This window comes from Paenibacillus sp. TAB_01, assembly GCF_043945595.1.
Lineage (GTDB): Bacteria > Bacillota > Bacilli > Paenibacillales > NBRC-103111 > Paenibacillus_S.
Genome location: NZ_JBIFNP010000001.1, coordinates 3,991,338 through 4,013,744, shown reverse-complemented (window position 1 = coordinate 4,013,744; position 22,407 = coordinate 3,991,338). Strand labels below are relative to the sequence as shown.

Below are 22,407 nucleotides of genomic sequence, written 5' to 3'. Positions count from 1 at the left end.
GCGTGAGTAACGTCGTAGAGGTTGACAATCTTTCTCATGTGTATGTGAACGAACGGGGCGCCTTTCTTGCATTGGAGCATATCCGGCTGAATGTGCGGCAGGGGGAGTTCCTCAGTCTGATCGGGCCGAGCGGCTGCGGCAAAACAACGCTGCTCTCTCTGATCAGCGGCCTGCTGACGCCCTCGGCGGGGACGGTCCGCGTCTCGGGGGAAGAAATCAAGCAGCCGAGCTCGAAGGTCGGCTATATGCTGCAGCAGGACTACTTGTTTCCGTGGCTGACGATCTATGACAATGCTTCTATCGGGCTGGAGCTGATGGCTAAGCGTAACGAGGCTTCGAGAAAGCTCGTACTGGAGCTGCTCGAGGATATGGGACTCGGCGATGTGGCCGACCAATATCCGCATCAGCTCTCCGGGGGGATGCGCCAGCGGGTGGCTCTCGTACGGACGCTTGCGGTTGAGCCGGACATTCTGCTTCTGGATGAACCTTTTTCCGCTCTCGACTATCAGACGAAGCTGCAGCTGGAGGATCTCGTGTCAATTACTTTGAAATCCAGGGGCAAGACGGCGATTCTGGTTACCCATGATATCACGGAGGCCATAGCGATGAGCGACCGGATTGTGGTGCTCCAGCCGCATCCGGGACGGATTTTGACGACGGTCGAGGTGCCGTCCGCCATTCGCGAGGCGCTGCCCCTTAAGGCAAGGGAAGCCGGCGGCTTCCACGATTTGTTCCATCGGTTATGGGGGTATTTCGAAGAGATGGAGACGAAGGGAGGGGATAATCGTGGATGATGAGCAGGTGAAGACCCGGCAGTCGGAGGAGCTCGCGCAGACAGCGGCGGCCGTGAAAGAATTGGCGGACCGCGAATATGAACGGTTTATGACGGCGGCGCGAAGGACGACAATACAGGTTCGTCTGACGCAGCTGGCGATTCTGGTCCTGTTCCTTGCCCTATGGGAAATGGCCGGGCGCTGGCAGTGGATCGATGCGCTTCTTTTTAGCTATCCGACCAAAATTATTGCGCTCTTGTATTCAAAAGCTGTGGACGGCTCCTTATGGATCCATCTGGGCGTAACGCTGTGGGAGACGGTCGCGGGATTTATTCTGGGCACTTTATTCGGTACGGCGGCCGCTGCCATCATCTGGTGGTCCCTTTCCTGTCCCGGGTGCTGGATCCGTATATCGTTGTGGCAAACAGCCTGCCCAAGGTAGCGCTCGGCCCTCTGTTTATTGTCGCTCTCGGACCGGGTGTCGTTTCCATTATAGCGACGACGCTGTCGATCACCGTGATTATTACTATACTTGTAGTGTACAACAGCTTTAAGGAAGTCGATCCGAACTATACGAAGGTCATCCGCGTCTTCGGCGGGAATAAACGGATGGTTTTCCAGAGGGTAATTCTCCCGGCCTCCTATCCTACGATCGTATCGACGCTAAAAGTAAATGTAGGCCTTTCCTGGGTCGGCGTCATTGTAGGAGAATTTCTCGTATCCAAGGAAGGGCTCGGCTACTTAATCATTTACGGCTTCCAGGTATTCAATTTTACCTTGGTGATCGGCAGCGTGCTGCTGATTGCGGTCGCCGCGACGTTAATGTACCAGGGAGTCGCCTACCTGGAAGGAAAGCTGATCCGCAAAAAATAAACCGCATGCCCGGAGGCGCAGAGATCCCCGGGCATTTTTATTTCAAATGAGCGGCGCTGTCCGCCGGGAGAAGGCAAGCGTTGTGCGAAGGGGTTCGGGTTAAATAGATTAAGTAGCTTAACATAGCTTAAAAAGGAAGCGCTGCGGCTGCTGCCCGCCCGATTGCGTCATAGGCGCTAGGCATACCGCATAGGGTGTGAAAGAAGACGAAGGCGCGGTACAGCTCAAACAGATGCTGCCGGGGGTGCCTTTGGGACGCCAAGCGCCGTTTCGCGCATAAGAAAATGCAAAAAAAGCCGAGCCGCCAAATCCGGCGTCCGCTCTGCTATATCTACTAGGAATAATTCGCAAAAAGATGGAAAAGTTTTTGTCACCCTAGACGAATGTCCTGCATACAATTGTAATGAATGATTGTATGGAGGAGGTTGAAAGGATGTCATTAGATAAAGATGTGCAGAGCAGAGAGATCTATACTAAAGCTGTCTGCGGCAAAGGTCGCAAATTTTCGCAGATCACCAACACGGTCACACCGCCTCATAATCCCACTAGTATTCTTGGGGCCTGGATTATTAACAACCAGTATGAAGCGGTGAAGGCCGGGGACCACGTGGAGGTAGTCGGTACTTACGACATTAACATTTGGTATTCCTACGACCGGAATACACAAACGGATGTCGCGAAAGAAACCATCTCTTACGTCGAGTCGGTCGGGCTTTCTTACTTGGATAAGAAGCACAGACCGTCAACTGCGGAGGTATCGGCGATTTGTACGCAAGAGCCGAACTGCGTGGAAGCCAGCATTTCGTCCCGCGGGGACAGCGTCGTTATTCGCGTGGAGCGCGAATTCAAGGTGGAGATGATCGCGGAAACGAAGGTTAACGTACTGGTCTCCCTTTATGGCAGCGATGATCTGGACGATAAGCAGGTGGATTTCGACAGTGCCGATGACGGAGATTTCGAGGATCTCGACCCGGACCTGTTGGACGACGACTTGAACTGAAGGATGTACTTTAAGTATATGACAGGAAGCATCAATTCGGCAGAGGGCGTCAGCCCTCTTTTTTGTTTTAGACGGTTGTCTGCCGCAAAATGGGCCTTTATCTACATGTGCAAAGGAGGTTAACCCATGCAGGTATTCCTGCTCCATTCCAATGAGCCGACGCTATCGCTGCTGCTGGAACGGCTCCGGCTGCCCCACGGAACCCGGCTGACGGCGCATCAGGAAAAAATGCAGCCCTGCATTATTCATTGGGGCTGTTATCACGCGGAAAAAGCAAGCCGGCTGCTCGTGCAGCCGGTCAAATGCCAGCTTCGGGCGAACAACGTTCACAAAGCCGCCGAGGTGCTTAAGCTGCACGGGATCCGGTATGAGGCGCAGCGGCAGGAGCCGGAGGAAGAAGGCGGCCTTCAGACGCCGCGCAGCCTGCGCCGCTACAGCTATGAGTACAAGGTGCCGGTCTTTCACCTGCAGGCGCTGACCTTGTATCAACGAACGCAGGGCATTTTTTACGGTGCTCCGCATCCGATGCAAAACCGGCACGAAGACGAATTTATCGAAGTCGTGAATGAAACGCCGTCCTACCATGCGATCAGAGCCAAGCGCGAAGCGGTAAAAGCCATTTATGCGCTGGGCCTGGATTTCGGCGTCGTGCATATTGGCGTGGGCGGCGGCGGCGAGCTGTTCGTGCTGGAGCTCGAAACGGCGCCGGCGTTGGATGAGCGGCTTGCAGAGCTGTTTGCCGATGCGCTGCACCGGTTCGCCGGCGAGCTCGAAGAGGAGTCGGCTGCGCCCCGGACTCCGGTCATGCTGGGGGCCGATCCGGAATTTTTGCTGCGAAACGAGCAGGGGAAAATTTTATTCGCTTCCAAATATTTGGAAAAGGAAGGGGCCGTCGGCTGCGATGCGATCGTGCTGCCAAGCTTCCGCAAAATTTACCCGCTAGCGGAGCTCCGGCCCGAACCAAGCCGCGAGGTTGACCAGCTGCTGCGGAATATACACCGAACCATGCAGCAGGCTGTGCGGAGAATTGAAGACGAAACGGTTGCGTGGGTGGCCGGCGGCATGCCCGTCACCGGTTTCCCGCTGGGCGGTCATATACATTTCAGCGGCATCCGGTTAAGCAGCGAGCTTCTAAGGGTGTTTGACAATTATTTGGCGCTGCCGCTGGTGCTTCTCGAGGATGCGACAACCGGCAAGCGGAAGCCGAAGTACGGCTTTCTCGGCGATTTCCGCAGGCAGAAGCACGGGGGGTTTGAATACCGGGTGCTGCCGAGCTGGATCGTCTCGCCGAAGCTTGCCCGCGGAGTGCTGGCGCTGGCCAAGCTGATTGCAGAGCATTACCGGCAGCTTAAATGCAGGCCGCTGGACGAACCGGCGGTTCAAGAGGCTTACTATCAGGGGGATAAGCTGCGGATTCGTCAGCTGCTGCCCAGTCTTTGGAACGATCTCGTCAGACTTCCGGCGTACCGGAACCTACGAGCGACATTTAACTCCGCTGAAAGCAAGCATGCTGCGGATGGAAGGGTGGAACGAACAGGACGATATACGCAAACGCTGGAAAATCGGGCCTTTTGTCAGAAAAGAAGTATCGTCTATCAATTCGTGATATAATGAGCGTAAGTATCGTTGTGGATTGCGGAGGCGTGTCCGTCAAAGTGCGAGGGACTGCGTGATTCTGCCGCTGCTATACGTCCCGGACGTTAGGGAGTTTGTTCGGGCGCAGCAGAGGCGGAGTCATGTTTTGGTCCGCGCTTCTCTAGCTTGTGGCCGGGATTTGAGCCCGGCAGATTGATAGAATAGTAGAAGGCCGCAAGCACACCGGAGCCGGACGCATGAAAGACGAAGAATGTATAAGAAAAGAGCACGGGGGTTTCAGCATGGCCAAATATACGCCGATGATCGAGCAGTATCTTGCCATCAAAGCGCAGGTACAGGATGCCTTTTTGTTTTTTCGATTGGGCGATTTTTATGAGATGTTTTTCGAGGATGCCATTCAGGCTTCCAGGGAACTGGAAATTACGCTGACCGGACGCGAAGGCGGAGCCGAGGAGCGCATTCCTATGTGCGGCATCCCCTATCATTCGGCGGATAACTATATTGCCAGATTGATAGAAAAAGGCTTCAAGGTCGCCATTTGCGAGCAGGTGGAGGATCCTTCCCAGGCCAAGGGCGTCGTCCGGCGGGAAATTGTCCGGATTGTTACGCCGGGTACGGTGATGGATGCGCGTTCGCTCGGTGAAAGCAACAATTATATGGTATCCGTGACGGAACCGGCGGACGGCCGCTTCGGTTTTGCCGCCTGCGACATCTCGACAGGGGAGCTGTTCGTTACCTGCCTGGAGGGAACGTTGACGCTGGTCGCCGATGAGATTAACGTGTACCATCCGTCGGAGCTGCTGGCTTCGCAGGAGCTGCTGACCCGGCTGCGGGCGCAGGCTGCCGCGGGATGGGCCCATGCGACGGTAATGACGCCGAGGGAAGATGCAGCCGTACATACGGACGAGCAGGTACAGCTGGAGGACTATTTCGCGGAAACGGAGCTTGCGGTGGTGCCTGCGCAGGCTCGGACTGCCGTACAGCAGCTGATGAGCTATCTGGTAGAGACGCAGAAGCGTTCGTTAACCCATATAAAGCATATCCGGCTGTATGAGCAGAACCAGTACATGATTATGGACCCGTTCACCCGGCGCAATCTGGAACTCGTGGAGACGGCTCGCGACCGGCAACAAAAGGAACGCTGCTGTGGCAGCTGGATAAGACGGTGACGGCCATGGGCGGCCGTCTGCTGAGAAGATGGATCGAGAAGCCGCTGATGAGCGCATCGGCGATTCAGGAGCGCCTAGAGGCGGTAGACCGACTCTATCACCAGCTGATCGTCCGAGACGAGCTGAAGCAGTCGCTGAAGGAAGTCTACGACCTCGAGCGCCTCGTGGCGCGGATTGCCTACGGCAACGCCAACGCTCGCGACCTGGTCGCGCTGAAGGCCTCGCTGCGGCAGGTGCCGCTGCTGAAGGACATCTGCGCGTCGTCGGGCTCCGCGACGCTGGAGCGGCTGACCGCACGGATGGACCCGTGCGCCGATGTGATGGCGTGGATCGAGGAAGCCATCATCGACGAGCCTCCCGTCTCGATTCGCGACGGGGGCATGATCAAGGCGGGCTACCACGCTTATCCTGGACCAGCTTCGTGAAGCCAGCACGAACGGCAAGCAGTGGATCGCCGAGCTGGAGCGGCAGGAGCGCGAGCGTACGGGGGTGAAGTCGCTGAAGATCGGCTACAACAAGGTGTTCGGCTACTATATCGAAGTCACCAAGGCGAATTTGCCTTCGCTGGAGGAGGGCCGGTATGAGCGCAAGCAGACGCTCGCCAATGCCGAACGGTTCGTCACGCCCGAGCTGAAGGAGAAGGAAGGCCTGATTCTCGAAGCCCAGGAGAAGATGGTCGATCTCGAATATGAACTGTTCATGGAGCTTCGGGACAAGCTGTCCTCGCACATTTCCCGGCTCCAGCAGCTGGCGGAGCGGGTTGCGACGATCGACGTATATCAATCGCTTGCCGCGGTCAGCGCAGCCAACCGCTATACGCGGCCGGAGATCGGGGACTTCTACGAGCTTCATATTGAAGACGGCCGGCATCCGGTCGTCGAAGCGGTGATGGAGGATGGCGTCTTTATCGCCAACGATACGCTGCTGAGCAGAGAGGAAGGCAATATGCTGCTTATTACCGGTCCGAATATGGCCGGCAAGAGCACGTATATGCGCCAAGTGGCGATGATCTGCCTGATGGCGCAGATCGGCTGCTTCGTCCCCGCACAGAAGGCGCGGGTGCCGCTGCTCGACCGCATCTTCACGCGCATCGGCGCGGCCGACGACCTGATCGGCGGCCAGAGCACGTTTATGGTCGAGATGATGGACATCCAGGTTATGACCGAGAAGGCTACGGAGAAAAGCCTCGTTATTATTGACGAGCTGGGCCGGGGAACGTCTACCGGTGAGGGAATGGCGATCGCACAGGCCGTCATTGAATTTCTGCATGACCGCATCGGCTGCAAGACGCTGGTGTCGACGCACTTTCACGAGCTGGCGCACCTTGAGGAGACGCTGTCCGGCCTGCGCAATTGCTGCATGGCGGTCAAGGAAAGCGGCCGCGAGGTGACCTTCCTGCGGAAGCTGATTGCAGGCGCCGCCAGCACCAGCTACGGCATCTACTGCGCTCAGATCGCAGGTCTGCCGGAAGGGATCATCGACCGTTCCTACGAGCTGCTGAACGCATTCGAAGCGCGGGCCGAGCTGCTTCAGGGACACGAGCAGCCGGTTGCTGCCGGACGGCCGCCGCTTCTGGCGGAGCCGGTAGAGGCGAAGCACGCCGAAGAGGGCGTGTCCGCAGCCATGGAAGCGCCGCACCGCGCTCCTGCTTCGCAGGGCGAGCCGGCGCGGGCTGGGCAGACTCAAGGCGCGGCTCCCGCAGAATCGTCTACCGAGCCGGCGCATATCGCTTACGCGGAGCCCGGAATCGAGAAGCCGTCCGGGCAGTTGAGAGAAACGGGAGCCGGCGTCGTGCAGCTCAGCTTGTTCCAGGACGCGGAGCCTCAGAGCGACCGCCATAAGAAGAAATCCGATCCCCGGCTGGAACGGCTCGCAGAGCAGGTGAAGTCGGTGGATTTGATGAATATGACGCCTATGATGGCGATGAATTTATTGTATGAGCTGAAAAAGCAATTATCTTAGGTTTTCCATATGAGAGGATGAACTGTTTATGCATTCAAACGGCAATCGTGCCATCTGGCGGAATACCGCTTCGGTTGTGCTTACCCTGACTCTGCTTCTTCCCTCCGCATCGGCCGTTACCGCCGCCGATGTCAAGGACGCGGATGCCGCGCGCACGAAGGAAGTCATGGAGCTGATCGAAACCAATCACGTAAGCGCACCGGCCAAAGAACAGCTGGCAGGCAAGTCGATCAATGAAATGATCGAAACGCTGCATGACCCGTATACGGTCTATTTTACGCCGGAGTGACCTGAAACGCTTTGAAAGCTCCTTGGAAAATAATTATGTCGGCATAGGCGTCCGGATCAGCAATGAGAAGGAAGGGCTGTTTATTGCCGAAGTATTCGATGGAAGTCCTGCGAAGAAATCGGGCATGCTGGCAGGTGATCAGGTTACAGCCGTGGACGGCGTTTCTATCGAGGGATTGAACCTTGACGACGTCACTTCCAAAATTATGGGGCCCGAAGGCACCAAAGTGGTCATCACCGTCAAGCGCGGACAAGAAAGCGTGGTTCTGAATATGAGCCGCCAGACCATTCAGCTGCCTGTGGTAACGCACAAACGGTTTGATCCGGGCGTTGGCTACATTCGCGTCACCGGCTTCTCAAGCGAAGCGGATGAAGAAACCGCCGCACAGCTTGCCGATCTTAAGCAGCAGGGCATTAACAGCCTGATTCTGGATCTGCGGGACAATCCGGGCGGACTGGTGGATACGGCGCAAAATATGGCCAAATTGTTCGTCAAGGAAGGCATTCTGATTCATACGAAGAATAAAAACAATGTGGACGAGCCGGTGAAATTTACGAATGGCACAACCCAGCCGTTCCCCGTCTACATTCTGGTGAATGAGAACAGCGCAAGCGCTTCGGAAGTGCTGACCGGCGCTTTGCAGGATTATAACGTTGCCGCCAAGGTAATAGGTATGAATACATTTGGCAAAGGCAGCGTGCAGACGCTGTTCCCGCTTACCGAAGGCGGCGCTCTGAAGGTAACGATTGAGGAGTATTTGACGCCGAAGCTGCGCAAGGTGAACAAGGTCGGCTTGAAGCCGGATATCGAGGTGGACGGCGACGTGCCGCAGCTGGTTACCGCGCTGCATGAAGCGGGAATTGGTAAAGTAAGCGTAGCTTTGAACAAAAGCGGCGTTACGGTAAATCAAATTCCGGTCGACGATTACTTCAATGTCGTGAAGGACAATGGTCAGCTGTACGTGCCGACCCGCCTGCTGACGGCGCTTCTGGGCGGAAATATCGTCTGGAACGGCGAAACGCAGTCAGTGGATATTACAGCTTACGGTTCGATGCACAGCTATCAGGCCGCTGCAGGCGAGCTGCTGCTTCAGAACGGATCGAGCTACGTGAATGTCAACAAGTTCGCGGAAAGCTATCCTCAGCTGGAATGGTCCGACAATGGAGAGCAAATCGTGTTGACCGCAGCTAAGGGGTAAAACCGATGGGGAAAATAAGAGTATTGGACGAGCATATCGCCAACCAGATCGCCGCGGGAGAAGTGGTGGAACGCCCTTCCTCCGTTGTGAAGGAACTGGTTGAGAATGCGATAGATGCGGGCAGTACCCGAATAGATATTGCCGTCGAAGAGGGCGGACTCGAGCTGATCCGCGTCAGCGATAACGGCTCGGGCATGGAGCGCGACGACTGCGAGGCGGCGTTCTTCCGCCATGCGACAAGCAAAATATCGAGCAGCCAGGATTTGTTTTCCATCCGGACGCTGGGATTCAGGGGAGAGGCGCTGCCGAGTATCGCGGCGGTTTCCAAGGTAACCTGTATTACGGCAACCGAGTCTCAGGGTCTCGGGTATAAGCTGGTCATTGAAGGCGGGAGCGTCAAAGCGCTGGACGAAACGGCCGCCAGCCGGGGAACCGACATTCAGGTGCGCGAGCTGTTCTATAATACGCCCGCCCGTCTGAAATATATGAAGACGGTCCGAAACCGAGCTGGGGCATATTTCCGATTATATTTACCGGCTGACCTTGGCCCATCCCGGCATTGCCTTCTCATTGAAGCATAACGGGAGCCAGCTGGTTCAAACGCTCGGCAACGGCGATATGCTGCAAGTATTGGCTGCCATTTACGGAACGGCCGTGGCCAAAAGCATGCTCCCTATTCAAGGGGAGCATCTCGATTATACGATCCGCGGCTTTATCGCCAAGCCGGAGACGACGCGCGCGAACCGCAACGGGATATCGACCGTCGTCAACGGCAGATATATCAAGAACTATACTCTGATTCACGCGCTGCTGCAGGGATATCATACGCTGCTGCCGATTAACCGTTATCCGGTGGCGGCGTTCCATATCGAGATCGGACCCGACGCTGGTCGATGTGAACGTGCACCCGGCGAAGCTGGAGGTCCGCTTCAGCAAGGAGCAGGAGCTGATCCAGTTCGTTGAGCAGCAGGTGAAGCAGGTGCTGGATCAGCAGGTGCTGATCCCTTCCGCCGCTCCGGCCAAGCCGAAGGCGGAAGCGCTCATCCAGGAGCAGATGGAGCTGTATCGTCCATCGGCTTCATCCGCTTCCGCAGCGGCATACGCTTCCCTGGAGGCGACCATGCCTCCGGAGAAGCCGTCGGACTCCCCGGCCGGGGAACCGGCTTACCGGCTCAAGGAGCAGCTCCCGCAGGATGGGGGCGGGATGTCTGGGACGGCTGCGTACTCGCAGCCGTCCGCATACGAGCAGGCACCTGCGAAGTCCGCCGGAGCGGACGCTGCGGGCGGCTACAGCTCCCGCCCAAGCGGCGGAAGCTTCAACTACAGCCAGGCTTCGGCGTCCCCGTCGCCGCAGAAGTCACAGCGGCCCTTCGAAGACAGGCCGGCAGGCTATCGCGAGCAGGCGGCGGCAAGCGCGGCGCTGTTGAATTCGCTGAAGGCGGCTGAGCCGCAAGAAGCGCCGGCGCTGCCGGCTTTTCCCAAATTATCGCCCATTGGGCAGATGCATGGGGCCTATATCGTGGCGCAGAACGAGGAAGGGCTTTTCCTGATCGATCAGCATGCGGCGCACGAACGCATTAATTACGAGTATTACTACGAGAAATTCGGCAAGCCCGCTGAAGCCAGCCAGGAGCTGCTTGTCCCGATCTCCCTGGAGTTTACGCCTTCGGAGTCGGAGCAGCTGAAGGACAAGCTGGCGCTTCTTGAGCAGGCCGGGGTATATATGGAGCCTTTTGGTGGCAATGCTTATTTGGTTAGAGCGTATCCTCACTGGTTTCCCTCGGGGGATGAGCGTGCGCTCGTCGAGGAGATGACGGAATGGCTGCTGGCCGAACGCAAAGGCATTGATTTGGGCAAGCTGAGAGAAAAAGCCGCCATTATGTGCTCCTGCAAAGCCTCCATTAAGGCGAATCAAAGCTTGAGCACTATGGAGATGGAAGGACTGCTGGACCGGCTGGGCGCTTGCCGCAATCCGTATACTTGTCCGCATGGACGCCCGATTGTGATCAGCTTTTCTACTTATGAATTGGAAAAAATGTTTAAAAGGGTGATGTAGCAGGTGCTGATTACGACTTCTTACGATCCGCTTCCGGAACAATTAGCGCTTGCCGCCCGGCTTCATCGTCAGCTTGAAGCGCTGCCTGGAGCGGAGGGGGAGCCAAGGATCGTTCCGCGGCGCCGCCACTCTTTGGAGCAGCTGCTGGAGCGGTACGAGGATCAAGACATTCTGCTTGTATCCCGCAGACGAATAGAGTATTATCATGAACAGCAGCCTGCCCTGTTTTTCCATCCCAGCACCGCCGCCATTCGGGTGAAACGAATGCTGAACGGAGAGCAGGATACGTTAATGGAGCTGGGTCGGATTCAACCCGGTGACCGCATTTTGGACTGTACGGCGGGTCTCGGATCCGACGCGGTCGTTTTCTCTTACGCGGTACAGGCTGCAGGCTCTGTCACGGCCCTGGAAATTCAGCCGCTGCCTTTTTTGCTGCTGAGCCAGGGATTGTCAGTCTATGAATCCGATATTGCCGGCATGGATGATGCCATGCGGCGTATTGAAGTGCTGCAGCGGGAGTACCTGGACTATTTGCGGCAGCAGCCGGACGGGTCCTTCGACGTCGTTTATTTTGACCCGATGTTCCGCAAGCCGATCCACGAGTCCAGTTCGATCAAAGCGATCCGCAAGCTGGCTGATCCGCGGCCGGTAACGGAGGAAGCGATTCGCGAAGCTTGCAGAGTAGCCCGCCGAGCCGTTATGATGAAAGAGCACCGGGACAGCGGAGAGCTGGAGCGGCTCGGCTTTACCGAGCTCCACCGTTCCACGACGAAAATTGCTTATGGAGTGATACGATTGTGACACAGGCTTCAACTAAGCCGAAGCTGCTTGTATTGGTCCGGACCTACAGCCGTAGGGAAGACGAAGCTGAGCCTCAGGCTCGCGGCTGAATATGGAGCAGAGATTATTTCAGGCGATTCCATGCAGGTATACCGCGGTATGGATGTAGGAACCGCCAAAGCGACGGAAGAGGAGCGCAAACAAATTCCGCATCACATGATCGATATCCACGATCCGGATCATCCGTTCTCCGTCGCTGAATTTCAGGAACGGGCGCGCAAGCTTATCGATGAAATTCATGCCCGCGGCAAGCTTCCCTTTATTGTCGGCGGTACAGGCCTGTACGTAGAGTCGCTATGCTACGATTTTCAATTCAGCGAGGTAGGCTCGGACGAGGCCTTCCGTGAAGAGCAGATGCTCTTTGCGGAGCAATACGGCAGCGAAGCCCTCTGGGAGCGGCTTAAACAGATTGATCCGGAATCGGCTGAGCGGCTGCATCCGAACGATCAGCGCAGGCTGATTCGGGCCCTGGAAGTGTATCATTTAACAGGGGAACGATTATCAGATCAATTGAAGGTACAGAAAAAAGTATCTCCTTACGAACTATGTATTGTCGGTCTGACCATGGACCGGGCGCTTCTGTACGAAAGAATCGAACAACGTATCGATCAGATGATCGGGGAAGGCTTGGTCGATGAGGTTAGAGGGCTGCTGCAGGCGGGCTACGGAAAGCAGCATATCTCCATGCAAGGCCTGGGATATAAGGAGATTATCGGGTACCTGGAAGGAACGATGTCTTGGGAGGACACAGTCGTGCTGCTCAAACGAGACACGCGCCGGTTTGCCAAGCGTCAGCTGTCCTGGTTCCGCCATATGAAAGACATCGAGTGGGTGGATGTCACCGATGTGGGAAATATTTCTGCCCATTTACGTCAAATTCATGCTATAATAGCAGATAAGTTAAAATTCGAACGTTAATTGATATGAGGGGGCCCACGATGAACAAATCGATCAACATTCAAGACACATTTTTGAACCAGCTTCGCAAGGAAACTATCCCGGTAACCGTCTATCTGACGAACGGCTTCCAAATCCGCGGGGTCATCCGTGCGTTCGATAATTTTACTATTATCATTGACAGCGAGGGACGTCAGCAAATGGTCTATAAGCATGCGATTTCGACCTTTACGCCGCAGCGCTCCGTTTCTTTGATGCAGGACAACAGCGCAGACAACTGATCTTTCCATCGGATCGGAAGAGAGGTCAGGGACGCAACATATCTGACTTTTGTTTCGTCTAATTGAATAGCCTTCAACAGAACAACCCGATCTGCTGGGTTGTTCTTTTCATTCAGGCTGCTTCCGGCGTACTTGCCCGCCTAGAATGGAAGGTCCTGCAAGCCGCGGGGAACCCGCTGCGTGTTTAGCGGACGGCGTGACAGGGTATTAGAGTGTGCCTGTTTTTCACAGAGATAAGGGGTGACGGAGATTGTCTACTAACAACAAAAAAGCACCTGCAGCCAAACCGAAGAAAAAAAGAAAAAGTCCAAATTCAGTGTCGGTAAAGCGTTACTGTTTGCTTTTATAGCGGCATTAGTGGCGTTGATCTGCGCGCTCGGCGTCTACATTTTCATCATTATCAACGGAAATAAAATTTTAAGCGAGAATCAGGATAAGCTGGATATGAACGAAGCGTCGCACGTTTACGATGCATCGAAGAACGAGGTGGCTGTGCTGGCCCGCGAGAACCGCGAGGTCGTCAAGCCGGAGGAAATTCCTCTGAAGCTGCAGCAGGCGTTTATCGCGACCGACGGACCGGCGCTTTGGGCAGCACTCGGGCATTGACTTCCTGGGGATAGGCCGTGCGCTGGTCAAGGATATTGTGGCGCGCAGCGCGGTGGAAGGCGGAAGCACGATTACGCAGCAGCTGGCCAAAAATATTTTCTTGAACAACAACAAGACGTTTTTCCGGAAGGCGACCGAAATGTCGATAGCGGTTGCGCTGGAAGACAACTTTTCCAAAGAGGAAATTTTAACGATGTACTTGAACCGGATCTTTTTCGGTCAAAACTCGTTCGGAATCAAGGCGGCAGCCAAAAAATATTTTAATGTGACGGACTTGAGCAAGCTGGAAACATGGCAGATGGCCACGCTGGCTGCGATACCAAAGGCGCCGAGCACGTACAATCCGATTTCACACCCGGACAAATCCAAGGACCGCCGTGCCGTCGTGCTGAAGCTGATGGAGGATCAAGGGTATATCACGGAGGACGAGCGGGCCAAGGCGGCGGCGATCGATTATGTGGCGCCTACGACCACAACGGGCAGCAAGAAGGACTATTTGACTTATATCGACTACGTGCTTGAAGAAGCTAACGATAAATACGGCCTGACCGAGGAAGATGTACTGACGAACGGCTACAAAATTTATACGACGATGGATGCCAATGCCCAGAAAATTATGGAGCAGACGTTTGCCAACGCAAAGTTTTTCCAAAAGGATGGACCCGAGCAGAAAATGCAAGGGGCCATGGCGATCGTCAATCATAAGGACGGCGGGCTGGTCGGCGTGATCGGCGGCCGCGATTATGTAGAGCGGGGATTGGACTGCGCCACGATTCCGCAGCAGCCGGGATCTTCCTTTAAGCCGATCATTGCTTATGGGCCTGCGCTGGAGTCCGGCAAGTATACCCCATACAGTATGCTTCAGGATAAAGAGGTTAACTACAACGGGTACACGCCGCGAAACTACGATGGAGTGTATCAAGGACAGGTTTCCATGTTCGAAGCGGTTAAAAAATCGATCAATGCGCCGGCTATCTGGCTCTTGAACGAGATCGGCCTGCCGAAGGCGATGCAGTTCGCTGAAAATCTGGGGATTCCTCTAGATAAAACAAAGTCACCCGCAACCTGGCGATTGCGCTGGGCGGCTTGACGAAAGGCGCAACGCCGATTCAAATGGCGCAGGCATACGGCGCTTTTGCCAATAACGGAGTAATGAATACGACCCATGCGATCGTTCAAATCCTGAATGATAAGGGCGAAGAGGTTGCTGCATTTAAGCCGGAGCAGAAGACGGTCATGAGCGCCAAAACAGCCTGGTACATGACCCTGCTGATGCAGGGCGTCGTCGAGCCGGGCGGTACAGGGGCTGCGGCCAAGTTTGACCGGCCGGTAGCCGGTAAAACCGGATCGACGCAGAATGTGATCAAAGGCTTGGAAAAATACAACCGCGACCTGTGGTTTACCGGTTATACGCCGGAATGGAGCGCAGCGGTATGGCTTGGTTTTGACAAGCCGGATGCGAAGCATTACGTTTCGATGAGCAGCGGCGCGCCGGCGGTCATCTTCAAGGAAGTCATGTCCAAGGCACTGGCGAATAAACCGATGACGCAGTTTGCGAAGCCAAGCGGCGTTTCGGATCCTGTACCTCCTCCAAAGGGAGTTACGGACTTGAAGGCGGAATATACGAAAGAAACGCGCTCTGTCATGCTTAAATGGACGGGGATAGGCGAAGGAATGACTTACCAGATTTTCCGTAAAGAAGATGCGGAGAAAGACTTCCCGGCAGAGCCGATGCTGACGACGGCGACGACGGAGGTCAGAGACATTACTGTGAAGCCGGGAGCCAGCTATCAGTATTTCATCATACCGGTCAAAGGCGAAAGTAATGATACTGGGGACCGTTCGAATCTGGTAGTGGTGACTATCCCTGCCGACGGAACGACGGACCCTTCGAATCCGCAGCAGGGCGGGAAGCCGGGGGATGCAACCAATAATCCGAACGGCGGCTTGAATGGCGGGAACAATAACGGCACGGGCGGCCTTAACGGTAACGGTGCCGGCGGCACGAACGGCAGCGGAAACGGGAACGGCACCGGCAATCCGAACGGGCCCGGAAGCGGCAACAATCAAAACGGCGGGAACCAAAGCGGCAATACCGGCGGAGGCCGCGGCAACGGTACGGGCAATGGCCCGGGCAGCGGCAACGGTAACGGCAGCACGGGCGGCAACGGAGCCGGCACAGGCAGCGGCGGCTCCACGGGCACGACGCCGCCGAACGGCTGGACCCGGCGGCGCTTCAAGCGGCGGTGCCGGCGGAGCGGGCACCGGGGACACAGGTACCGGAGCGCCTGGCGCCGGTACCGGCAATCCCGCTGCCGGAGATACAGGCAGCGGATTGCCTGCGGGAGGCGGCGCAGCCGCTCCCGGGACCGATCCGGCGGGCACAGGGGCGCAAGGCGCCAGCACCCCGCCGGAGGCAGGCGCCGGCACGTCCAAGCCGGCCGGTACGCGCTAAGCGTCGCAGGTTTTGTTAATAATTACCCGTTCGTAGTATAATAAAAGTATGGACTTGTCCATACAAAATCGGATAAATGGAGTTGAAGCGTTGACCATGAAAGCATCATTTGCAGCCAAGACACTGAAATCGGACCTCCATTGCGGTCATCTGCGCATTAGTATTGTCGGCCTGCGGGACGAAGACAGCGGATAACGCGCAGCAGGGTTCTCAGCAAACGGGCAGCCAGAACGGAAGCGGCGGAAGCGGCTCCGGCCAGACGGCACAGCAGCCTGCTGGAGGAACGAGTACGGCCCCGGCGGCCAAGACCTGGAGTTCTCCGCCGGCGATGAAGATTGATGCGAGCAAAACGTATCAAGCGAAAGTAACGACATCCAAAGGCTCCTTCACTATCGATTTGTTCGCCAAGGATGCGCCGAAAACCGTAAACAACTTTGTATTTTTGGCCAAAGAGGGCTTTTATAACAATGTGGTTTTTCACCGGATCATTCAGTCGTTTATGGTTCAGACGGGAGATCCTACCGGGACGGGCCGCGGGGGCCCAGGCTATAAGTTCGAGGATGAGCTGAGCAAAACGCATCAATATGAGCCGGGCATCGTGGCTATGGCTAATGCGGGTCCGAATACGAACGGCAGCCAATTTTTCATCTGTACGGGTGATGACAGCAAAGGCTTGAACAACCAGCCGAACTATACGATCTTCGGTAAAATTTCCGAAGGGATGGACGTCGTCCAAAAGATCGCCGCAACGCCGGTTGCCGCCGGACCGTCCGGAGAGGCAAGCTCTCCGACAGAAAAGGTAACCATTCAATCCGTTGACATTACGGAGAAGTAACAATGCAATAACGAGCAGCGTGGATAACCCACGCTGTTTTTTTCAGCCGTAAACCGCAGCCGCGGAGAAGAGGGAGGTCTTTATCTATGATCAAGGCAACCGGCTTTAACCATGTAACGCTGCGTGTCGTAAGCCTGGAACGCTCGCTCCCTTTTTATATGGAGGTGCTTGGAATGAATCTTGTCCATAGGGGCAGAACGGACGTTTACCTGGAATGGGGCCAAGCATGGATTTGCCTGCTGGAACGCCCAGGAAAGACAATGGATGCCTCTGTGAGCGGAGGTGTCGACCATCTTGCTTTCTCGATAGACGAAGCGGATTTTGAGTCGGCCGTCGAAGCACTGGTCTCTTCCGGCACGCCATTGGTGCGGGGGCCGGTATTTCGCGGCGGTGGCTGGAGCGTCAACTTTCCCGATCCCGACGGCAATCAGCTGGAGCTGTTTACCGGTACGCTAGCTGAAAGGATGAAGGTGTGGAGGCAGCATGATCCGACTCAAACGCAATAACGGGACTCGTACTGGCATTCGAGGGAAAGCGCTTCTTATCTTCCTGCTGATCCTTGCGGCCGGTGCGGGCTGGTTTCAATGGAAAATGATCTCTTTCCCGGATGCCCCGTACAGTAAAGCGGATGTAGGCATTGTGCTGGGCGCATCCCTGTGGGGAGATGTGCCGAGTCCTGCGCTGGAGGAGCGGCTTGTAGGGGCTGTAGCCTTATACAAGGACAGGCGCATTTCCCATTTTATCGTATCCGGCGGCAAGGATGCAGGGGGAGCCAGGCTGAGCGAAGCGGAAGGCATGCGTAAAGAACTGGTCCGTCTGGGCATTCCCGACGAAGTAATTACAATGGAACGGCTGTCGGCCACTACGTATGAAAATCTGCGGAACAGCAGCTCGCTTATGCGGGACAACGGCTGGCGAAGCGCGATCATTATTACCCACCGTTATCATGGCGTAAGGGCGCTGGATATGGCCCTCTTTCTCGGGTACGACCATCCGGTCGTTTCTCCTGTGGATTCCAAGGTGCTGTTCCTGCCGTGGCATCAAGCGCGGGAAACCTTGGCCATGGTCAAGTGGCAGCTGCAAAAAATCACACTTCTGTTTCAAGATTACCAAGCTCTGTAGCCATGGCGGATAAGCCGTCCAAGGCTGCGGAGCTTCTTTTTTCCGTGAGCGTCCTTTATTCTTCCTGCTCTAAATCGTTCGCTGAAGGCTGAATCCGGTAATGGTAGGTATACAGCGGAGTGAAGCCGGCTTTGCGGTAGAGCCTCCAGGCAGGCTCGTTATCGTCGATGACTTGTAAGTACAGATGATCCGCGTGCTGTCCGTCGCTCCAGGACGCAAGCTGATGGACGAGCTCTTTGCCGATGCCTTGGCCGCGGTAGTCCCGATGAACGACCACATTAAGAAAGCCGGCCCAGCCTTCCTCGGCTACCGCGGTTCCCACGGCCACAGGCTGACGATTTAGGTAAAGCGTCACAAAGCAGGCAGGCGGCTGAATCCGTTGAAAGAGCGCATTATAAAATTGCTTTTTGGCCGGATCGTTTCCATGCCCTTCCATAATTATAAACTGCGTAAGCCAATCGTCATCGTGATTCGGTTGGAAATGAGCGGTGCATAAACCGTGAATATTTTCTGTGAGCCTAAGGGCTTCTCGAGTGGGGACCGTCATCACGGAGCTGGGGACTTCTATTGCATAACGCTTCGCATCCAGCAGAGCGGCCAGCTCCGGGCTCGTTGCATCAGAGATCTGAAAGCGAAGCGGAAGTCCCAGCGTGCGGTAAAATTGTTCGGCAGCCTCATACCATTGCGGATTGGAAGGCATGGTGCCGCTGGAGGTCCATATGCTGTTGGCGCGTTTTGTGATCCCCTCCGATGCGCGCAAGAACCAGTCGCCAAGCGGTACTTGATTGCTGGGGGGCCAGGTGTTCAGCGCTAACGTTTCAATATGATTCACCAAAGCTTCATGGGATACGGACATGGAATCCTCCTTTTTCAATGAATTTGTGATGATTAAAAATACAATATCATGAATTAAAATACATAACAATACATTTTTAAATCTTATGAGCGTGTTCGGTGTTGACAATGGGCGAAACATCTACTAGACTAATAAACGTAAAAATTACTATTAAATGCGAGTGGGGCGTTGAGATAGAACCGGCGCGAGTATCATCACAGTCTTATATAGTAATAATTACTATTAGTAACATGGCTTGTTTGTTGGGTTCAAGCTTTAACTACATGGAAATGAGGAAAAGAACATGGAAACAAAGCAAATTCCCGTTACGGTGCTCAGCGGATATTTGGGAAGCGGAAAGACTACGCTCTTGAATCATATTTTGAACAATCGGGACGGTCTGCGTGTCGCGGTTATCGTGAACGATATGAGCGAGATCAATATCGATGCCGAGCTGGTGCGCAATGGCGGCGGACTTTCCCGAACGGAGGAAAAGCTCGTCGAAATGTCGAACGGCTGCATCTGCTGTACGCTGCGCGACGATTTGTTGAAGGAAGTGCAGCGGCTGGCTTCGGAAGGCAGCTTTGATTACATCCTTATTGAATCGACGGGGATCGGCGAACCGATTCCGGTGGCGCAAACCTTTACATATCAGGATGAGGAGCTGGGGATCGATTTGTCGGCCGCCTGCCGTCTGGACTGCATGGTAACCGTAGTGGATGCCCATCGTTTCTGGCATGATTACAGCTCCGGCGAGAGTCTCCTGGAGCGGCAGCAGGCTGTGGATGCGGAAGATACGAGAGATGTCGTTGATCTGCTGATCAGCCAAATCGAATTTTGCGATGTGCTGGTTCTGAATAAATGCGATCTGGTTTCGGAGGAGGATCTGCTCCAGCTGGAAAGCGTACTCCGCAAGCTGCAGCCGAGAGCAAGGATTATTCGGGCCGAGCGGGGACAGGTTCGTCCGTCCGATATTCTGAACACCGGGCTGTTCGACTTCGACTCCGCTTCCCAGTCGGCAGGCTGGATGCAGGAGCTCTCGAGCGATCACCATACGCCGGAGACGGAGGAATACGGCATTTCCTCGTTCGTGTACCGGCGCCGGTTGCCCTTCCATCCGGAGCGGCTTACCCAATGGATGCAGGAATGGCCGGAGGAGGTTGTGCGGGCCAAAGGAATTGTTTGGCTGGCGAGCCGCCATGATATTGCCCAGAGCCTGGGACAGGCGGGGCCGTCCATTCAGTTCGGGCCTGCAGGCTATTGGGTCGCTGCGCTGCCGCCGGAGGAGCAGCGGCAAATTCGGCTCGAGGAACCGGAGCTTGCCGGCGCATGGGACGCCAAATACGGGGACCGGGAGACCCGCGTGGTGCTGATTGGCATTGATATGGACCGCGAACGTCTGGAGACGGAGCTGGATGCCTGTCTTCTGACAACGGAGGAGCTGGCCATGGATTGGTCCGCTTTTACGGATGAACTGCCGAATCAGGATACGCCGGCGGACAGAGAGGAGGCGCACAGCGCATGAGAGTGATTGTTACTTTAGCCTGCACGGAATGCGGGGACCGCGATTATACAACGAGCAAAAATAAAAAGACCCATCCGGGTCGTCTGGAGCTCCGAAAATATTGCCCGCGATTGAAAAAAGTGACGCTGCACCGGGAAACACGTTAAAGACGGCCGTTTCCGCATCTTTCAAATAAGCAAACAAAGCCGCTTCCCAGGAAGCTGCTGAAAAATGAAGCGGAGCGTGCGAATCGCTCTGCGCAAGCAAGCGTAAGCGTTCGACTCTTGTCCCGGATTTCCACCTCTTCAAGCAGGTGAGATCCTAAGAAAAGAAATTCGGAGACAACAGGAACCGGAATAATGATTCGTGCGCGTTGCGACCCTTTTTTCAGCGGCTATATTTCCTGCAGAAGGCTTTGTTTGCTTTTTTGACGTTGTCTATAAATAAAAAAATCCCTTCCATCTTCTCGCTTTGCATTGTACGATTGGCATATATAGATACGGGCTGGGAGGGAGAGCGCTTTATGATTAAGGCGATTGTATTTGACTTTGACGGATTAATTCTCGATACGGAGACACCCGAGTTTGAGAGCTTCCAGGCAATGTATATAGAGCACGGAGCGGAGCTTTCCTTGGATTTATGGGGCAAATGTGTAGGCACGGACGGCTCGGCCTTCGAGCCTTATGCGCATCTGGAGGGCTGTCTCGGAAGAAGCCTCGACCGCGAGCAGCTCCGTTTGAAGCGGAGAGCGGACTACGATGCGAAAATGATCGGGCAAATTCCCCGTCCCGGGGTAACGGATTATTTGCAGCGGGCAAAGGAGCTTGGGTTAAAGATCGGCCTGGCGTCGAGCTCCTCGAGGCAATGGGTCGGCGGATACTTGGAGCAGCACGGCCTGCTCGATTATTTTGCATGTATTCGGACCCGCGAGGATGTGGCCAGAGTGAAGCCGGATCCGGCTTTGTATTTATCCGCTCTGCAGGCTCTGGGAGTGCGTCCGGACGAGGCAATAGCTTTCGAGGACTCGCCTAACGGAGCCTTGGCTGCCAAGACGGCAGGCATGTTCTGTGTTATCGTACCGAACCCCGTTACAAGCCTGCTGACGTTCGGCGATACGGATTTGCGTATTGATTCGATGGGCGACATGGCGCTGGAGGACGTGCTTAAATCGCTGTCCGGACAGTCGTGATATAGATTGGCTCTATATCATTTAGGGTAAATATGAATTTCAACATATACTCTTCCAGGATTATACTGGTAACAGGTTAATATCGATAGTTCCTGAAGAGAGGATGCGTGTCAATGAAGCCTAAGCAGGTTGTCTCCGCCAGCGTCATTGTACTGAATGAAAGTAAAGAGATTTTTGTTTTTCTTGAACAGGGGGCGGAGCTCCATGAGTAATTGGACGCGTCCCCAAGCGATTCTGTTTGATTTGGACGAAACGCTTTCCGACCGCATTGCGGCCTTCGATGCCTTCACGGATCTTTTGATAGACCGGTACCCGGATTTGCTTGCGCGGGGCAGCAGGGAGGAGCTGAAGCGCTTGTTAAGGGACGCGGACGGGCACGGCTATCGCAGCAAAACCGAAGTGTTCGATGAATTTGTCCAAAGGTCAGGCTGGACTCAGCCCCCGTCTGCGGAAGAGTATGTTACCTTCTGGCGGTCGGTCTTCCCCGGCTGTTCGCTTCCCATGCCCCATATGCTTGAGACGCTGCATTATTTCCGTGAGGCAGGGGTTCGGCTCGGCATGATTACTAACGGCTCATCTCTCGTGCAGAACGGGAAAATCGAACGGCTCGGTATCCGTTCGTTATTTGATGTGATTGTCGTTTCGGGGGAAGCCGGCGTTCAGAAGCCGAATCCGTCGATTTTCCGTCTGACGCTGGACCGTCTGGGAGCGGCTTCTCAAGCAGCCTGGTTTGTCGGAGACCACCCGGTGAACGATATTGCAGGAGCCCGGTCGGCAGGCTTGACCGCGATTTGGTTTGAGGGAGAGGAGGCTTGGCCCGCGAACATGTCCGTTCAACCGGATCATGTGATCCGTTCCCTCGCCGAAATTGTTGATTTATACAGGAAAGCCGGTACGGCCACCGCCTGATTTTGAAATTTCACGAAA

Annotated in this window: 18 protein-coding genes and 4 pseudogenes; 21 read left to right on the top strand and 1 reads right to left on the bottom strand. The window is 55.3% G+C overall.

Annotation, left to right across the window (positions count from 1 at the left end; genetic code table 11):
• Positions 1-2: 2 nt before the first annotated feature.
• From ACHHV8_RS19390 to ACHHV8_RS19310, 17 genes and pseudogenes are all read left to right on the top strand, one after another.
• On the top strand, positions 3-794 hold the full coding sequence (locus ACHHV8_RS19390; RefSeq protein WP_395160716.1) for an ABC transporter ATP-binding protein: 792 nt from the start codon (positions 3-5) through the stop codon (positions 792-794).
• 88 nt (positions 795-882) lie between these two features.
• Positions 883-1,646 (top strand): annotated as a pseudogene (locus tag ACHHV8_RS19385) (ABC transporter permease).
• Between the two features lie 433 nt (positions 1,647-2,079).
• Complete coding sequence (gene cotE, locus ACHHV8_RS19380) at positions 2,080-2,646, top strand: outer spore coat protein CotE (RefSeq protein WP_395160714.1); 567 nt, start codon at positions 2,080-2,082, stop codon at positions 2,644-2,646.
• 126 nt (positions 2,647-2,772) lie between these two features.
• Entirely contained in the window at positions 2,773-4,257 is a 1,485-nt protein-coding gene (locus tag ACHHV8_RS19375) for a putative amidoligase domain-containing protein (protein ID WP_395160712.1), read from the top strand.
• A gap of 266 nt (positions 4,258-4,523) precedes the next feature.
• Positions 4,524-7,373: pseudogene (gene mutS, locus ACHHV8_RS19370) on the top strand (DNA mismatch repair protein MutS).
• A 28-nt stretch (positions 7,374-7,401) separates the two neighbouring features.
• On the top strand, positions 7,402-7,662 hold the full coding sequence (locus tag ACHHV8_RS19365; RefSeq protein ID WP_395160710.1) for a hypothetical protein: 261 nt from the start codon (positions 7,402-7,404) through the stop codon (positions 7,660-7,662).
• Between the two features lie 22 nt (positions 7,663-7,684).
• A complete protein-coding gene (locus ACHHV8_RS19360) occupies positions 7,685-8,860 on the top strand; it encodes a S41 family peptidase (protein WP_395160708.1) in 1,176 nt (391 codons plus the stop codon).
• A 5-nt stretch (positions 8,861-8,865) separates the two neighbouring features.
• A pseudogene (gene mutL / locus ACHHV8_RS19355) lies at positions 8,866-10,916 on the top strand (DNA mismatch repair endonuclease MutL).
• Positions 10,917-10,919: 3 nt separating this feature from the next.
• Entirely contained in the window at positions 10,920-11,717 is a 798-nt protein-coding gene (locus ACHHV8_RS19350) for a class I SAM-dependent methyltransferase (RefSeq protein WP_395160706.1), read from the top strand.
• Positions 11,711-12,674 (top strand): annotated as a pseudogene (gene miaA / locus ACHHV8_RS19345) (tRNA (adenosine(37)-N6)-dimethylallyltransferase MiaA). The gene ACHHV8_RS19350 and the pseudogene miaA overlap by 7 nt, the downstream one beginning before the upstream one ends.
• A gap of 20 nt (positions 12,675-12,694) precedes the next feature.
• Positions 12,695-12,934, top strand: a complete 240-nt coding sequence (gene hfq, locus ACHHV8_RS19340) for an RNA chaperone Hfq (protein WP_094013178.1) — start codon at positions 12,695-12,697, stop codon at positions 12,932-12,934.
• A gap of 357 nt (positions 12,935-13,291) precedes the next feature.
• On the top strand, positions 13,292-13,540 hold the full coding sequence (locus tag ACHHV8_RS19335) for a hypothetical protein (protein WP_395160704.1): 249 nt from the start codon (positions 13,292-13,294) through the stop codon (positions 13,538-13,540).
• Positions 13,536-14,630: a transglycosylase domain-containing protein gene (locus tag ACHHV8_RS19330; RefSeq protein ID WP_395163562.1), complete on the top strand. Its 1,095-nt coding sequence runs from the start codon at positions 13,536-13,538 to the stop codon at positions 14,628-14,630. Before ACHHV8_RS19335 ends, ACHHV8_RS19330 begins: the two co-directional genes overlap by 5 nt.
• A complete protein-coding gene (locus tag ACHHV8_RS19325) occupies positions 14,627-16,036 on the top strand; it encodes a penicillin-binding transpeptidase domain-containing protein (protein ID WP_395160702.1) in 1,410 nt (469 codons plus the stop codon). Before ACHHV8_RS19330 ends, ACHHV8_RS19325 begins: the two co-directional genes overlap by 4 nt.
• A 122-nt stretch (positions 16,037-16,158) precedes the next feature.
• Positions 16,159-16,830, top strand: coding sequence for a peptidylprolyl isomerase (locus tag ACHHV8_RS19320; protein ID WP_395160700.1), 672 nt, complete (start codon positions 16,159-16,161; stop codon positions 16,828-16,830).
• A gap of 89 nt (positions 16,831-16,919) precedes the next feature.
• Positions 16,920-17,336 carry a VOC family protein gene (locus tag ACHHV8_RS19315; protein ID WP_395163561.1) on the top strand — a complete coding sequence of 139 codons (417 nt, stop codon included), beginning with the start codon at positions 16,920-16,922 and terminating at the stop codon, positions 17,334-17,336.
• The gene (locus ACHHV8_RS19310; protein ID WP_395160698.1) at positions 17,314-17,952 is read left to right on the top strand and encodes a YdcF family protein; all 639 of its coding nucleotides are present in this window, start codon (positions 17,314-17,316) and stop codon (positions 17,950-17,952) included. Before ACHHV8_RS19315 ends, ACHHV8_RS19310 begins: the two co-directional genes overlap by 23 nt.
• 55 nt (positions 17,953-18,007) lie before the next feature.
• Here the strand turns inward: ACHHV8_RS19310 and ACHHV8_RS19305 are convergent, their stop codons facing one another.
• On the bottom strand, positions 18,008-18,808 hold the full coding sequence (locus tag ACHHV8_RS19305) for a GNAT family N-acetyltransferase (RefSeq protein WP_395160696.1): 801 nt from the start codon (positions 18,806-18,808) through the stop codon (positions 18,008-18,010).
• Positions 18,809-19,091: 283 nt separating this feature from the next.
• On the opposite strand from ACHHV8_RS19305, the gene ACHHV8_RS19300 reads away from it, so the two are divergent.
• The 4 genes from ACHHV8_RS19300 to ACHHV8_RS19285 all read left to right on the top strand — a co-directional run bounded on the left by ACHHV8_RS19300 (position 19,092) and on the right by ACHHV8_RS19285 (position 22,389).
• On the top strand, positions 19,092-20,312 hold the full coding sequence (locus ACHHV8_RS19300; protein ID WP_395160694.1) for a GTP-binding protein: 1,221 nt from the start codon (positions 19,092-19,094) through the stop codon (positions 20,310-20,312).
• Entirely contained in the window at positions 20,309-20,458 is a 150-nt protein-coding gene (rpmG, locus tag ACHHV8_RS19295; RefSeq protein ID WP_395160692.1) for a 50S ribosomal protein L33, read from the top strand. The genes ACHHV8_RS19300 and rpmG overlap by 4 nt, the downstream gene beginning before the upstream one ends.
• A gap of 356 nt (positions 20,459-20,814) precedes the next feature.
• Positions 20,815-21,480 carry an HAD family hydrolase gene (locus ACHHV8_RS19290; RefSeq protein WP_395160690.1) on the top strand — a complete coding sequence of 222 codons (666 nt, stop codon included), beginning with the start codon at positions 20,815-20,817 and terminating at the stop codon, positions 21,478-21,480.
• Positions 21,481-21,684: 204 nt separating this feature from the next.
• A complete protein-coding gene (locus tag ACHHV8_RS19285) occupies positions 21,685-22,389 on the top strand; it encodes an HAD family hydrolase (RefSeq protein WP_395160688.1) in 705 nt (234 codons plus the stop codon).
• The last annotated feature ends 18 nt before the right edge of the window (positions 22,390-22,407 follow it).